The following is a 14,894-nucleotide window of genomic DNA, read 5'->3' as shown; positions in this document are numbered from 1 at the left end:
CGAGTGCTCGACTACATCCGTGACGCCGCGGAGATCTATCGACAGTCGTTCGCGACCATCCGCGCCGAGGCCGATCTGAGTCGGTTTCCCGCCGATATCGCACGGGTGGTGGTACGGCTGATCCATACCTGCGGACAGGTCGATGTCGCCGAGCACGTGGCCTACACCGCTGATGTGGTCACCCGGGCCGGGACCGCGCTACGCGATGGTGCCCCGGTGTTGTGTGATTCCTCGATGGTGGCGGCCGGGATAACCGTCGCACGGCTGCCCGCCGACAATCAGGTGGTGTCGCTGGTCGCCGATCCCAGGGCGGCCGGGCTGGCCGCGCGACGCGAGACGACCCGCTCGGCGGCCGGGGTGGAGCTGTGGGCGGATCGGCTGGCCGGCGCGGTGCTGGCGATCGGCAACGCACCCACCGCCCTCTTCCGGCTACTCGAGTTGATCGACGAGGGGGCGCCAGCACCGGCCGCGGTGCTGGGCGGTCCGGTGGGCTTCGTCGGCTCGGCCCAGTCCAAGCAGGAACTCATCGACAGACCGCGCGGCATGTCCTATCTGGTGGTAGGTGGCCGCCGCGGCGGTAGCGCCATGGCCGCGGCCGCCGTCAACGCGATTGCGAACGACAGCGAATGACCGATAGGGGCACACTGTGGGGTGTCGGGCTGGGGCCCGGTGATCCAGAGCTGGTGACGGTCAAGGCCGCCCGGGTGATCGGCGAGGCGGATGTGGTGGCTTACCACAGCGCCCGGCACGGCCGCAGCATTGCCCGCGGCATCGCGGAACGGTATCTGCGGCCCGGCCAGATCGAGGAGCATCTGATCTATCCGGTGACCACCGAAACCACCGATCATCCCGGCGGTTACGCCGGCGCGCTCGAGGACTTCTATGAGCAGGCCACCGAGCGCATTGCCGCGCACCTCGATGCCGGGCGCAACGTGGCGCTGCTCGCCGAGGGAGACCCGCTGTTCTACAGCTCATACATGCACCTGCACACCCGGTTGACCCAGCGGTTCGACGCCGTCATCGTGCCGGGGGTGACCTCGGTGAGCGCCGCCTCCGCGGCCATCGCCACCCCGCTGGTGGCCGGCGACGAGGTGCTGTCGGTGCTGCCCGGCACCCTGCCGGTTGCCGAGCTGACCCGTCGCCTCGCCGACGTCGACGCGGCCGTGGTGCTCAAGCTGGGACGTTCGTATCACAATGTCCGCGAAGCACTTTCGACTTCCGGCCAGCTCGATGACACGTTCTACGTGGAGCGAGCCAGCACGCCGGGGCAGCGCGTGTTGCCAGTCGCCGACGTCGACGAAGCCAGCGTGCCCTATTTTTCGCTGGCCATGCTGCCTGGCGGCCGTCGGAGCACGGTGGTCGCCGGCACCGTTGCCGTGGTCGGATTGGGCCCCGGCGACACGGACTGGATGACGCCACAGAGCCGCCGGGATCTGGCACGGGCGACCGACCTGATCGGCTATGGCCCCTACCTGGACCGGATTTCGGTCCGTGACGGCCAGCGGCGTCATCCCAGCGACAACACCGACGAACCCGCCCGAGCCCGGCTGGCCTGCTCGCTGGCCGAGCAGGGGCGCGCGGTGGCGGTGGTGTCTTCTGGCGACCCGGGCGTGTTCGCAATGGCCACTGCCGTGCTCGAGGAGGCCAAACAGTGGCCCGGGGTGCCGGTTCGGGTCATTCCCGCGATGACGGCGGCCCAGGCCGTGGCCAGTCGGGTCGGCGCCCCGCTGGGACATGACTACGCGGTGATCTCGCTGTCGGACCGGCTCAAGCCGTGGGAGGTGATCGCGGCACGCCTTGGCGCTGCCGCCGCGGCGGACCTGGTGCTGGCGATCTACAACCCGGCGTCGAAGACTCGGACGTGGCAGGTCGGCGCGATGCGAGAGCTGCTGCTGCAACACCGGGACCCAGGCACTCCGGTGGTGATCGGCCGCAATGTGTCCGGACCCGATGAGGATGTCCGCGTGGTGCGCCTGGCCGACCTGAACCCAGCCGACGTCGACATGCGCTGCCTGCTGATCATCGGCTCGTCCCAAACCCAGTGGTATGCCGTTGATTCGACCGACCGGGTGTTCACGCCCCGCCACTACCCCTAGCCGGCTGGGCCGGTATTGAGCGCCACCGCAATGAAATCCAGCCGCCACAGCGACTTGAAGAGGTGGCGGCCGAACTCCTCGAGTTCGGCGATGCCGCCCCCCGGGGCCCTCGCCACTTTGCGCGACACCGGCCGCGATTTCTCCAATGGTGCGACGGCCGTCGACCTTGCGTAAGAAGGCCAGCTGCTCTGGCTTGGGCGTCATCTGGAAACCGGGCCAGATCATTTCGTTGCCCGACACCGCACAGCGCGTCCGCAGCACCGGAACGTAGTCCAACGCGTCTGCGGCCGAAAAGTCAATCGTGTAAGACTCTTTGGGCCGATCCGGGTGACAGGCCATGAACAGATGGACGCCGTTCAATGTTTCCACGCGCTCCATCACCGACCACAGTTTCGGCTCCGGCAACGCGTTCACCGCCGCATAGAACTTGCTGTTGGGCACGAAGAAATCGTGCGGATAGTACGGTGTCTTCTGAAACCAGCCCTGGAATACCAATCCGGCGTCCGCGACGAGGTCGACGCACTCCTCCACGGTGTAGCTGCGTTGGCGGCCGTGCAGAAAGGTATCGACCAAGGCAGCATCGGAGGTCAGGTCCCGAGCCTTTTTCAGATAGTTCTGAACCGGATGGTAGGGCGGCATCAGAGCGATGGCTTCCTTGACCATCGTCACCGAAACGTCGTCCTGGCCCAGACCCAGGTCGCGGAAAACCGAATCCAGCAGATCGACGCCGATGCGGCCGTACTTGCCGTACAGCATCGCCGCGACCACGCCATCGGGGCGCAGGCAACCGGCCAGCGCCTTCATTCCGGTCAGCGGATCTGCCATGTGGTGCAGGACGCCGCTGGATACCACGAGATCGAAGTCACGCCCCAGCGTGTGCAGGTCTTCGATTGGCAGCAAATGCAACTCGAGGTTGGTCAGCCCGTACTTGTCTTTCAGATACTGCTGATGATCCAGTGAAGTCTGACTGACATCGACGGCGACGACCTTCGCCGATCGATTCGTGAACGCGAAAATCGCTGCCTGGTTGGTTCCGCAGCCGGCGATCAAGATATCGAGATCGGGCTGGTATGCCCGGTCCGGCCACAGAATCCGGTGGGAGTACACCGGATCGAACCACTCCCAGTTGGCTGAGGTCCATGCCGGCAAATCCTCGATGGGATGCGGGTAGACCCACCGCTGGTACTGACGAGAGACGATGTCGGCACGCGGATCGTCGTTCACTTCGGCGCTGGCTCCTTCGGTTGTCGGGCCAGCTAACGAGCGCTCCCGTCAGCACCGCCCGTCTCCGGCGCCGGAGCAGCTGCTGGGACAGTGGCCGGATCGCCGTTAGAACGTTCAGGCGAACCACCGTATCCAGCCGGCTGGGAAGTCGCCACATCTGTGGGCTCGCCCAGCAGCAGGGAACGAACCAGCCGGCGCGGCCCGAAGGGGCCCAGCATGTAGCTGGCCGGGCGCGGCCGCACTCGCAGCGGCCACCAGAACCAGCGTCCGAGCAGCGCGGCCACCGATGGCGTCATCAGCGAGCGCACGATCAGGGTGTCGAACAACAGGCCGAGACCAATCGTGCTGCCGGCCTGGCCAATCGAGCGCAGGTCGCTGGCAACCATGGACAACATGGTGAAGGCGAACACCAGTCCGGCCGCGGTCACCACACCGCCCGTTTCACCCATCGAGCGAATGATGCCGGTCTTCAGTCCTGCGCCGATCTCTTCCTGGAAGCGCGAAACGAGCAGCAGGTTGTAGTCGGATCCGACCGCCAACAGAATGATCACCCCGAACACCGGCGCGATCCAGTTCAAGTCCAGGCCCAGGATGTGCTGCCAGACCAACACGGACAGCCCGAATGCGGCGCCCAACGACAGCAACACCGTTCCGACGATCACCAGTGAAGCCACCAAGGCCCGGGTGATGATCACCATGACCACGAAGATCAACGTCAGCGCCGCGATTCCCACGATCAGGATGTCGTACTTGGAACCGGTTTGGATGTCGTTGTAGATCGCCGCTGTCCCGGTGAGATAGAACTTGGCGTCGGCCAGCGGCGTCCCCTTCACCGCTTGGCGCGCGGCATTGAGTTCCGGCTTGACCGCCGCGATACCTTTCGGAGTTGCCGGGTCGGAGTCGTGGGTGATGATGAAGCGCACGGCCTTACCGTCCGATGACAAGAACAGTTTCAGACCCCGCTGGAAGTCAGGGTTGTCGAACGCTTCCGGCGGCAGATAGAAGTAGTCGTCGGCCTTGGAAGCGTCAAACGCCTGGCCCATCGCGCTAGCGGTGTCGGTCATCCGCGACATCTGTGTGACAAGCCCCGAGAAGCTGCTGTGCAGGATGAGCAGCGTGCCTCGCATGGAGGTTGCCACCGCGATCATCGACGGGAACTCGGCCTGCATCCGGGGCAGTATCGAGTCGACGTCGTTCATGTCGCCGATCAGCGCGTCCATGTTCTCGCTGAACTTGTCGACGCCGTCGATGGCGTCAAAGACCGATCGCGACGCCCAACAGACCGGGATGTTGAAGCAGTGCTGTTCCCAGTACAGGTAGCCGCGGAACGGTCGCGCGAAATCATCGAAATCGGCCAGATGATCCCGCATTTCGTTGAGCGTGACCCGCATTTCGCCCATGTCGCCGACCATCCGGTGCGTCGTGCCGCTCATCTGACCCAGCAGACCCTGCATGCGCTCCATCGAGGCGATCATGGCGCCCAGGTCGTCGCTCATCTTGAGCATGTCGGCCGTGCGATCTTTCATGAACTTCAGATTCTGTTGTATCGGCAGCGCTTGCATGCTGACCAGGAACGGAATCGACGAGTGCTCGATGGGGCTGCCCAGGGGCCTGGTGATGCTTTGCACCCGCGCGATACCCGGTGCCCGGAACTTCCTTGGCGATCCGGTCCAGCAGAATCATGTCCGAGGAATTACGCATGTCATGATCGCCCTCGATCATGAGGATGTCGGGGTTCAGTCTCGCCGCACTGAAATGCTGCTCCGCGGCGACGTACCCAACGTTGGACGGCAAGTTACGCGGGATGTAGTAGCGATCGTTGTAGCTGATCTTCATGCCCGGCACGACCATCATCCCGACCAGGGCAATCAGCAGTGACGCCACGAACACCGGCCCAGGCCAGCGGACGGTCGCGGTACCGATGCGCCGCCAGCCGCGGACCTTGATCATCCGTCGCGGATCGAGCAGGCCGAACCGGGTGGCCACCGCGACGATGGCCGGCGCCGCCGTCAGCGCACCGGCAATGACAACCAACAACCCCAACGCAGAGGGGATGCCCAGTGCCTTGAAGTAGGACAGCCGAGCCAAGTGCAGACAGAACGTTGCGCCGGCGATCGTCAGCCCCGAGCCCAAGATGACGTGATAGGTGCCGCGGAACATCGAATAGTAGGCCGTATCGCGATCTTCACCGGCCTGGCGTGCCTCTTGGTAACGGCCGATGAGAAATATCGCGTAGTCGGTGCCCGCCGCGATTGCCAGCGATGACAACATGGCCACGACGAACGTCGAGAACCCCAGCAAATGGTGGTGCCCGAGCAGGGCGATGACTCCCCTGGCGGTGCCCATCTCGAAACCGACCATCGCCAACACCAGCAGCACCGTGCTGACCGAGCGATAGACGATGAACAGCATGATCATGATGACCACGCCGGTCACGCCCATCATCTTGAACATGCTCTTGTCGGCGGCCTCGTTCATGTCGGTGGTCAAAGCCGCCGGACCGGTGATGTAGACCCGCATTCCGTCAGGTGGCGGTGACCGGTCCACGATGGCGCGCACCGCGTCGACAGACTCGTTACCCAGGGTGCCGCCTTGGTTTCCCGCGATGTTCAGTTGCACGTAGGCGGCTTTGTCGCCGCCACTTTGAACACCCGCGGCCGTGATTCGGTCCGCCCACAGGTTGTGGACGTGCTGGACGTGTTCGGTGTCGGCCTCCAGCTTTTGCACCAGGCCGTCGTAGTAGCGGTGTGCGGCGTCGCCGAGTTCCTTGTCGCTCTCGAGAACGATCATCACGATGCTGTCCGAGTCGGACTCGTGGAACGTCTTGCCGATGCGCTTGGCGGCGATCATCGCGGGCGCATCTTGCGGCGACATCGTCACCGCGTTATCCCTTGCGACAAACTCGATTTGCGGCACGAAGACATTGACCGCGATGGTCAGCAACAGCCAGATCAGGATGATCGGTATCGCGAACGCGCGCACCATCCGCATGAATCGGGGGCGGTCGTTGCCGCTCTTGCCGCTCATGCTGCTTTCACCAAGCAGAAGGTCTGGGCGTGGTGTCCCTGCGCGGATTGCTCGTCCTTGACGTCACCGTTGACGGTGATGCGACAACCAATGCTGTCGCTGTTGCCCTGCGCCACGATGTTGGCGATGATCGCCGGGATTGTCGTCGTGATCGCGCGGGTCCAGGGCAGGGTGCTGAAATCCGCTTCCTCGGGCTCGGCGTTCTTGTTCAGATAACTCACGCTGCCGGCCGTACCACTTGGCCCAAAAAACTCGTAGGTCGCTTGTTTTGGGTTGAACGGCACGATGGTCTCCACGCTGCTGCCGGTCGACGAGAAGATCTCGTCGGAGCCGAACACACCCCGAAGACGATCGACCGCTGTGCCCCCGATGGCGACCGCGATAACAACAACGATCGGCACCCACGCCCGCTTCAGAAAGGTGAACACTTACGTTTCCTTTCGCTCATGGCCCCTAGCCACCGAATTAGTCTGGCTCGCCCGCTGTCGCGTGGAATAGGGCCATTTGCCCCTGCGAGCGTTGGTCATCAGGCCCAAAGAACGCCCCGCCCTGACCACGTCAACACCACTTTCACCGCCCCACGCATGCCGGCACGACACGGGACGACCAGTTGCTGACATGCGCCAACTCACCCGTCCCCTCCTTCGTTCACAACATCCGCCCGACGACCATTTATACCATACCCCGTAGGGTATATAGGAAGGCCGGCGGAGCGAACCAAGACGATGCCGATACATGTGGCTAGCGCACGCCGCCGGCCAATTCAGGCAAATGCAGGCTCAGGCAGACCACTGTGCGAGAACGTCGGCCACGCACTTGGCCGCGTCGGCTACCAGCGGATCACACCAGGGGGCCTCGGGGCCGCCGCCGACTCGATCGGTCATGATCGCCACCACGTAGGGCGTGCCACCCGGTGACCACACCACCGCAACGTCATTGGCCCGTCCGTATTCGCCCGAGCCGGTCTTGTCGATCACCCGCCAGTCAGCCGGGAATCCGGCCCTGATTCGCTTGGCACCGGTGGTGCTGCGCCCCAACCAGTCGATTAGCTTGTCGCGCTTCTCGGGGAGCAACGCGTCACCGAGAACCACCTGTTGATAGTCCATAGCGATGGCATGGGGGGTGGTGGTGTCGCGCACGTCTCCGGGCGGATTGCGGTTCAGCTCTGGTTCCATCTGATCAAGCCGGCTTACCGAGTCACCCAGGCTCCGCAGGTACTCGTTGAAGGCCGCGATACCGCCGATGTCCTGGAGCAACAGATTGGCCGCGGTGCCGTCGCTGTAGCGAATCGTCGCATCGCACAGCCCGCCGATGCTCATCCCGGTCGCCAGATGCTGCTCGATGATCGGCGACGTCGACCGGATATCGGCACTGTTGTAGGTGATCACCGTGCCGAGATGGGCAATCGAATACCGGTGCAGGACCGCGGCACCGAGCAACCCCTTGAACGTGGAGCAGAAGGCGAATCGTTCATCGCCGCGATGCTCGACCGCCGCCGTCGCGTCGGTTCCCGGCACGTACACCCCCAGTCGTGCCTCGTACTTCTGCTCGAGTTCAGCAAAGCGGCTTTCGAGGTCCGGGCTGGGCACCGCCATCGTCGAGGCCAAGTGTTGATCACTGGCCGCTTTGGCGCATGCCGAAAGCGGGACCAACGCAGCCATCGCCGCTAGCAACTGACGCCGGTTTACCGCCGACCGCGGGTTTGAGGGACGCATATCGCGAACGAGTGTCCCACGATCCCGGTTTCAGCGTGTCGCTTCCCCGGCGCTGCGGCGTGGGGCGGCCCCGCCGCGGCGCTCTACGACGGCCGGTCGTAGGGCGCCGCACCTGCCCGGTTAAGGTATTTGCCCATGACCACGTCACCGGACGACGAGGCCGTCACAGCATTGGCTCTGGCGGCCGCGGATGGTGACGCGCGGGCATTCGAAGCGTTCATCAAAGCCACCCAGCAAGACGTGTGGCGTTTTGTGGCCTACCTGTCGGACGCGGGCAGCGCCGACGATCTGACCCAGGAGACCTTCCTGCGCGCCATCGGCGCCATCCGGCGGTTCGGCGGGCGGTCCAGTGCTCGAACCTGGCTACTGGCGATCGCACGGCGGGTGGTGGCCGATCACATCCGCCACCTGCAAGCACGGCCGCGCGCCGCACACGGGGTGGACCCCGAGCTGCTCCTTGACCGTGGACGGCGCGCTCGCGGCTTCGAAGACCTGGTGGAAGTGACCACGATGATCGCCCAGCTGACCTCCGATCAGCGGGAGGCGCTGCTGTTGACCCAGCTGCTGGGCCTGTCCTACACCGACGCCGCCGCCGTGTGCGGCTGCCCGGTGGGGACCATCCGGTCCCGTGTCGCCCGGGCGCGCGACGCGCTGCTCGCCGACAACGAGCGCGACGATCTAACCGGCTGACGTAGCTAGCGCAGGCGCGCGACCCAAGCGGCGGCCTCCTCGACCGTGCCGACACTGCTTACGCCCGCCGGTAGCCGCGGTCGCGCCACCATCACCACCGGGACATCGAGTGCGCCAGCGGCATCCAGTTTGGCGCGTGTCATGGCGCCGCCGCTGTTCTTGGTGACCAGTGCGTCGATCCGGTGTTCGCGCAGCAGCCTCACCTCGTCGTCGTAGTGGTATGGCCCCCGGGAGAGCACCAGCTGGTGACGACGCGGCAACGAGGCGCCGTCAGGCGCGGTGACCGCGCGAATCAGAAACCATGCGTCGCTGTCGATGAAGGCCGCCGTGCCGGATCGGCCGGTGGTCAGAAATATCCGCGAGAACCGTTGTTGTGCTACCGATTCCGCCGCTTCGATGTCGGATCTCACCACCAGGGCCGCCCCCGGATCCCATGGTGGGCGAGCCAAGACGATGTGGGGTAAGGCCAGTTCGGCACAGACTTGGGCGGCGTGGGCGGTCATGGTCGCCGCGAACGGATGGGTGGCGTCCACCACGGCGTCGATGCGCTCGTCAACGAGCCAGCGTCGCAGCCCGTCGACACCGCCGAACCCGCCGATGCGCACCGGACCAACCGGCAGCGCGGGGTCGGGCACCCGCCCGGCCAGCGAGCTGACCAGGTCGACCTGCGGATGTAGCCGGGCGGCCAGGGCGCGCCCCTCGCTGGTGCCGCCGAGCAGCAATAGCCGCGTCAATGCGCCCCCCGGCGGGCCACCGAGTACAGGTAGCTGTCGGTGAAGCCGTCGGCCGCCAGCACGTCGCCCACGACGATGACCGCGGCCTTGGTGATGTTGGCGTTGTGCATCTGTGCGGCGATGTCGGACAGCGTGCCGCGCAGCACGGCCTGTTGCGGCCAACTGGCGAAAGCGACTACCGCGGCGGGTGTTTCGGGTCGGTAGCCTCCGGCCAGCAGTTGCGGGATGATGGCATCGATCTGCGCGGCGGCCAGGTGTAGCACCAGCGTGGCGCCGGGCTTGGCCAGGGCAGCCAGGTCCTCCCCCGGCGGCATCGGCGTGGACAGGGTGGAAATCCTGGTCAACGTGACGGTCTGCGACACCCCGGGCACGGTGAACTCGCGCTTGAGTGCGGCCGCGGCAGCGGCGAACGCCGGTACGCCCGGAACGATTTCGTAGCCGATGCCCAGCGCGTCGAGTCGGCGGCACTGCTCGGCCAGCGCGCTGTACAGCGACGGGTCACCCGAGTGCAGCCGGGCCACGTCGTGGCCGGCGGCGTGAGCGGCGGCGAGTTCGGTGATGATCTGTTCGAGGGTGAGCGGACCGGTGTCGACGACTTTCGCCTCAACCGGACAGTAAGCGAGTAGGTCATCGGGCATGATCGAGCCTGCGTACAGGCACACCGGGCAGCTTTGGAGCAGCCGTTGACCGCGCAGCGTGATCAGATCCGCTGCCCCCGGCCCGGCGCCGATGAAATAGACCGTCATCGCTTGGTCACCGCCCATTGGGTGACCGGCATCTGCGGGCGCCAGCCGGTGAAGCCCCCCAGCGGCTCGCCCTGATAGTGCTGGAATCGTCGCAGCTGGCCGCCGAGGCGCGAGTGCGCGTGCACCAACGCGGCTTCCGACTCCGCGGTGACCACGTTGGCGACCAGACGCCCGCCCGTGGGCAGGTGGCCCAGGCAGCTGTCGAGCAAACCGGGCTGGGTCAGGCCACCGCCGAGGAAGATCGCCGATGGTTCGGCGGTGCCCTCGAACGCCAGCGGCGCTTCGCCGCGCGCATCGACGCTTACCCCGAAGGACACCGCGTTGGATTCGATGTTGGCCCGGCGCCGCTCGTCACGCTCGAAAGCCACCGCGGTGCAGCCCGGCCAGCTGCGGCACCACTGGACGGCGATGCTGCCCGAGCCCGAGCCGACGTCCCATAGTCGCTCACCCGGCCGCGGCGCCAGGGCCGCCACGGTCAGCGCGCGGATGCCGTGTTTGGTGATCTGGCCGTCGTGAGCGAAGGCGTCGTCGGGCGGCGCCAGTACCCGCGCCTCGGGCAGATAGCGGATGGCGATGACGTTGAGGTCGTCGACGTCGACGGGGGCCTCGGCGGCCCACTTTCTGGCGGTGCCGTGGCGGTGGCGCTCGACCGGACCGCCGAGCTGTTCGAGCACGCTGAATTCGGAGTCACCGCTGCCGTGCGCATGCAGGAGCGCCGCCAGCTGCGAGGGCGTGGCCTTGCTGTTGGACAAGATGATCGCCTGCCCGCCGCGGCGTAGCGCGGTGTGCGGCGGCGCGGTGACCAGGCTGATCACCTCGGTGTCATGCACGTTCCAGCCCATTCGGGCGCACGCGAGCGTCACCGCGGAAACGTGCGGCACGACCCTGACGTGTTCGGGGCCGAACAGCCGGATGAGGGTGCCGCCGATGCCGTGCATCAGTGGATCGCCGCTGGCGACAACGTGGATGTCGGGTCCATCGGCGGGCAGTTGTTGCAGCGCCGGCAGCATCGGCGACGGCCACTCAGGACGACTGGCGGTGACCGTCTCATCGAGCAGGTCAAGCTGCCGTTTGGAGCCGTAAATTATTGTGGCTCTTTGCAGTTCGCAGCGCGACGCATCGGATAGCCCGGGTATGCCGTCGGCGCCGATACCGACCACGACAATCATCGCGGCATCTTTCGCCACACGAATTGCGGCAGTAGCCGCAGCACGAAGAACATCGGCCGCAGTGCCCACGGAATCCAGACGGTGCGCCGGCCTTTGGCCAGTGCCCGCGTGGTGGCGGCGGCCACCTGGTCCGGGGTGCTCGATAGGGGTGCGGGGGCCATGCCCTCGGTCATCCGCCCGATGACGAAACCGGGCCGCACGATCAGCAACCGCACCCCGGTGCCGTGCAGCGCGTCGGCCAATCCGCTGGCGAAGCCGTCCAGGCCGGCCTTGGCCGATCCGTAGACATAGTTGGCGCGACGTACCCGCGCCCCGGCCACCGAGGAGAACACCACCAGCGCCCCGCGGCCGGCGGTGCGCATCGCCGCCGCCAGGTGGGTGAGCAGACTGATCTGAGCGACGTAGTCGGTGTGCACAATGGCGATGACATGCTCGGCGTCGCGCTCCGCACGGGCCTGGTCGCCCAGGATCCCGAAAGCCAGCACCGCGGTACCGATCGGCCCGTGATCGGCGACGATCGAGGCAACCAACGGGCCGTGGCCGGCCACGTCGTCGGCGTCGAACTCGCGGGTGTGCACCGCCGCCGCGCCGGCGGTCTTCAGGGCGGCGACCTGCACGTCAAGCTGGTCGGCGCCCCGCGCCGCCAGTATCACCGTCCCCCCGGAGCCAGCCGGCGCGCGAGTTCACTGCCGATCTCGCTGCGACCGCCGAAAATTACCACCGGACCTGCGCTCGTGTCGTCCACGGCTGCGATTATCGCCTGCGCTAGCGTGGGTAGCGATGGCCAAGACGACTACCCGGCTTACCAATGACGCGCTGGCGTTTCTCTCCGAGCGCCATTTGGCCATGTTGACCACGCTACGGGCCGACAACTCACCTCACGTGGTGGCGGTGGGGTTCACCTTCGATCCCCACACCCACATCGCACGCGTCATCACCACCAGCGGTTCCCAGAAGGCGGTCAACGCCGACCGGGGCGGGATCGCGGTGCTCAGCCAAGTGGATGGTGCGCGGTGGCTGTCCCTGGAAGGCAATGCCCTGGTGAACAACGACCTCGACGCCGTGCGTGACGCGGAATTGCGTTACGCACAGCGCTATCGCACCCCCCGGCCCAACCCGCGACGGGTGGTCATCGAAGTCGAGATCCAGCGGGTGCTGGGGTCCTCGTCGCTACTTGACCGCGGCGACTAGCCCGCTCCCCCGGCGACGTCGTCATGACGCGGGGGTCACTCAGAAACCACCGGCGGCTGTCAGACGCAGTTCGTGAGCGGATCAGCCCGGATTTCGGAAACCAAGTTTCTGCCCCTGCGGCAAATGGGCTTTCGTGATCGCCGAATTGGCGACTCGCATCGGTGTGCACGGGGGAAGGCTTCACTGGGAATGAATTACGTTATGCGGGCGCCTGAAATCAATTCATTGTTGATCTATTCTGGCGCGGGTTCGGGACCGATGTGGCAGGCGTCGGCGGCCTGGGCTGGGTTGTCCGATGAATTGGGCGCGGCGGCGCAGTCTTTCCGCTCATCGATCGCGAACCTGGCGTCGGCGGCGTGGCGGGGTCCGGCGTGGGCGCTGGCGGCAGCGGTTCCAACGTCGGCTTCTTCAACTCGGGTAGCGGTGGCTACAACTCCGGTTTCATGTACGCCGGCAAGTACGATTCCGGCGCCATCAACACCCGCACGGAGCAATCGGGATTCTTTGGCCGTTAGGGCCGCTGACCACCCTGCGCGCGTCAGATTCCCGGCGAGAGGGTGTATCGCACCCACGCACCCCCGGCCAAGCTGGACACGGCGTGCAACCGGGCGTTCTGATCACCGGATCGGGGCAGTGCAAAATCGGCCCCAGCGGCGGTGCAGGCCAACGGAGCACCCGCGAACGTGACGGCCGTCGAGGTCACCGCCCATGTTCCCGCCGCGGTCACGCAGGCCGCGGGGTGCGCGTCGGTACACGGCGCCGACACCCAACGTCCGTCCCGGTCCTGCAAGGTGCACTCGCCGGCGCCGGCGCGAGGTTCATCTGGTGCCCAACTCCACAGCGACGCCTGGATCCGTCCGTCCTCTGGCAGCAGCTGGTCGAAGCCAAACAGATTGACGCCGCAGTCGATCATGGCTTTGGCTTTCGCCGGTGCGAGTGCATCCGTCGGCGGCCGGGTCGGTTTGACCAGGGCGGAGACCAAAGTGGAGTCCTCGTAGTAGCGGACCAGTCTGGAGGCGTAGGTGCCCGCGCCGTAGGTGGCGTCGCAAGCCGGGTAGGCCCGGTAGCCGGAGGTGGAGCCCTTCTCCACCTCGACACCGTCCCAGTTGAAAACATCCGACGCCCACCCGGATGCACACGAGCCGACCACCACAACCTGTGCACCAGATCCGCGAACGTCATTGCGCGACAGGTTAAGCGGCAGCCGCACGCAGCCGTCTGCGGCGCGCTGGGCCGGGTTGGGTCGGTAGATGAGGCTGCTGCCGTCCGGACGACGCAAGACACCGTCAAGGGTGCCAACCGCCGAGGCGTACGCGCGCGCGTCCTTCAACTCGTCTTCGAGGTAGCGCAGGATGACCTGATCGGAATGTGCCGGCGTGCCGAGCCAGTTGGCGATTTCGGGTAGCACGTTGCCAAAGGCCGGTTCGGTGGTGCAGCCCAGGTTGGCCTTGTCCGGTCCGAGCCCGTGACACACCGTCACCCCACGTCCGCCGACGAGATCGAGCCGCCGGATGTAGTGCAGGTCCAACTCCAGCGCACGGACGTCGATATCGAGCTGCTGGGCCAGCGAAAGCTGTTGGTTCGAGTCGGCATGCGAGGGCGTGAAAGACTCGCTGAGGCTGTTGAACGAGTTGTGGGTGCCCAGCCACTGGGCCTGCCGTAGCGGCAACTCGTCCTGCAGCGCGTACTGGAACTACGCCACGCGGTGGACCCAAGAGTGCAGGTAGGCGTCCCTCGCAGCCTGAGTTACCTTGTGCGCCAATGGCAGAACACAGTGCGCGTCGGCTATGCCGACCCGGCGGCATTCGGCGCCGAACGCATCGGTGGCCTTGCCGAGCGCAACACACGGGACCGCGATGGGGCTGATGGCGTCGCACGGCGCGGTTGGCGAGGGCGGAGCCACCACCCCGGAGGTGTCGGCGGCCACCGGCGGGATGGTCGTCAACACCACCCCGAACACGCCGATGACGACGGCGCCCTTCATCCATCGGCTGCCGGGCATGCGCTACCTTGACACGCCAGCGCGCCGACATCGAGAGATGTTGTCGAAGTGTTGCAAGGACGGTTGGAAGGTGTAAGCGGAGTTCTGAGCCGACCTCGGTAGTCCCGGAACTGTCTTCTCCGCCTTGGGCGCCACCGTCCCGTCGTCTCAGCTCAGTGGCCCTACCTCAACCGAACCGGACTCATCGATGCACACGCACGCCACCACAGCGGGCCAAGCGGTCACGTCGATACCGGGTTCAGCCGTCCACACCAGGGTGAAATCGTCCAGCGCCGCAGGCCAACCCGCGGCGGCGCCGCA

The 14,894-nt window shown here is 66.1% G+C and carries 10 protein-coding genes and 5 pseudogenes; 6 read left to right on the top strand and 9 right to left on the bottom strand.

The genetic code is table 11. The features are described from left to right. The first annotated feature begins 3 nt into the window (after positions 1 to 3). The gene (locus SHTP_RS11665; RefSeq protein ID WP_012394735.1) at positions 4 to 630 is read left to right on the top strand and encodes a precorrin-8X methylmutase; all 627 of its coding nucleotides are present in this window, start codon (positions 4 to 6) and stop codon (positions 628 to 630) included. Then, positions 627 to 2,096 (top strand): precorrin-2 C(20)-methyltransferase, encoded by a 1,470-nt coding sequence (locus SHTP_RS11660; RefSeq protein ID WP_096370669.1) that lies wholly within the window; start codon positions 627 to 629, stop codon positions 2,094 to 2,096. Before SHTP_RS11665 ends, SHTP_RS11660 begins: the two co-directional genes overlap by 4 nt. On the opposite strand, the pseudogene SHTP_RS11655 reads toward SHTP_RS11660, so the two are convergent. The 4 genes and pseudogenes from SHTP_RS11655 to bla form a co-directional block, all read right to left on the bottom strand. After that, positions 2,093 to 3,320 (bottom strand): annotated as a pseudogene (locus SHTP_RS11655) (class I SAM-dependent methyltransferase). The gene SHTP_RS11660 and the pseudogene SHTP_RS11655 overlap by 4 nt on opposite strands. 32 nt (positions 3,321 to 3,352) lie before the next feature. After that, positions 3,353 to 6,347, bottom strand: a pseudogene (locus SHTP_RS11650) (MMPL/RND family transporter). Next, entirely contained in the window at positions 6,344 to 6,775 is a 432-nt protein-coding gene (locus SHTP_RS11645) for an MmpS family transport accessory protein (protein ID WP_096370668.1), read from the bottom strand. Before SHTP_RS11645 ends, SHTP_RS11650 begins: the two are co-directional and overlap by 4 nt. A 351-nt stretch (positions 6,776 to 7,126) precedes the next feature. Continuing rightward, a complete protein-coding gene (gene bla / locus SHTP_RS11640) occupies positions 7,127 to 8,062 on the bottom strand; it encodes a class A beta-lactamase (protein ID WP_011740287.1) in 936 nt (311 codons plus the stop codon). A 135-nt stretch (positions 8,063 to 8,197) separates the two neighbouring features. On the opposite strand from bla, the gene sigC reads away from it, so the two are divergent. Next, positions 8,198 to 8,752, top strand: a complete 555-nt coding sequence (gene sigC, locus SHTP_RS11635; RefSeq protein ID WP_012394740.1) for an RNA polymerase sigma factor SigC — start codon at positions 8,198 to 8,200, stop codon at positions 8,750 to 8,752. 5 nt (positions 8,753 to 8,757) lie between these two features. Here the strand turns inward: sigC and SHTP_RS11630 are convergent, their stop codons facing one another. The 4 genes and pseudogenes from SHTP_RS11630 to SHTP_RS11615 all read right to left on the bottom strand — a co-directional run bounded on the left by SHTP_RS11630 (position 8,758) and on the right by SHTP_RS11615 (position 12,146). Then, a complete protein-coding gene (locus SHTP_RS11630; protein WP_036426527.1) occupies positions 8,758 to 9,486 on the bottom strand; it encodes a cobalt-precorrin-6A reductase in 729 nt (242 codons plus the stop codon). Then, on the bottom strand, positions 9,483 to 10,232 hold the full coding sequence (cobM, locus tag SHTP_RS11625; protein WP_096372433.1) for a precorrin-4 C(11)-methyltransferase: 750 nt from the start codon (positions 10,230 to 10,232) through the stop codon (positions 9,483 to 9,485). Before cobM ends, SHTP_RS11630 begins: the two co-directional genes overlap by 4 nt. Beyond that, positions 10,229 to 11,401, bottom strand: a complete 1,173-nt coding sequence (gene cbiE, locus SHTP_RS11620; protein ID WP_096372434.1) for a precorrin-6y C5,15-methyltransferase (decarboxylating) subunit CbiE — start codon at positions 11,399 to 11,401, stop codon at positions 10,229 to 10,231. Before cbiE ends, cobM begins: the two co-directional genes overlap by 4 nt. Further along, positions 11,398 to 12,146, bottom strand: a pseudogene (locus SHTP_RS11615) (SDR family NAD(P)-dependent oxidoreductase). The gene cbiE and the pseudogene SHTP_RS11615 overlap by 4 nt, the downstream one beginning before the upstream one ends. Before the next feature lie 35 nt (positions 12,147 to 12,181). On the opposite strand from SHTP_RS11615, the gene SHTP_RS11610 reads away from it, so the two are divergent. The 3 genes and pseudogenes from SHTP_RS11610 (at position 12,182) to SHTP_RS28870 (ending at position 13,107) form a co-directional block, all read left to right on the top strand. Then, positions 12,182 to 12,592, top strand: a complete 411-nt coding sequence (locus SHTP_RS11610) for a F420-dependent biliverdin reductase (RefSeq protein WP_096370667.1) — start codon at positions 12,182 to 12,184, stop codon at positions 12,590 to 12,592. Positions 12,593 to 12,781: 189 nt separating this feature from the next. Further along, positions 12,782 to 12,961: pseudogene (locus SHTP_RS30120) on the top strand (PPE domain-containing protein); the annotation flags it as partial. Beyond that, the gene (locus SHTP_RS28870; protein WP_231991632.1) at positions 12,949 to 13,107 is read left to right on the top strand and encodes a hypothetical protein; all 159 of its coding nucleotides are present in this window, start codon (positions 12,949 to 12,951) and stop codon (positions 13,105 to 13,107) included. The pseudogene SHTP_RS30120 and the gene SHTP_RS28870, both read left to right, overlap by 13 nt. A 23-nt stretch (positions 13,108 to 13,130) precedes the next feature. Here SHTP_RS28870 and SHTP_RS11600 read toward each other — a convergent pair. Then, positions 13,131 to 14,594: pseudogene (locus SHTP_RS11600) on the bottom strand (phosphoinositide-specific phospholipase C-related protein). Between the last annotated feature and the right edge of the window lie 300 nt (positions 14,595 to 14,894).

Source organism: Mycobacterium ulcerans subsp. shinshuense (assembly GCF_002355775.1).
In the GTDB taxonomy this organism is placed as follows: Bacteria; Actinomycetota; Actinomycetes; order Mycobacteriales; family Mycobacteriaceae; genus Mycobacterium; species Mycobacterium marinum.
Note: the sequence above shows the minus strand (reverse complement) of the source record. Positions and strands in the feature narration are given on the sequence as shown.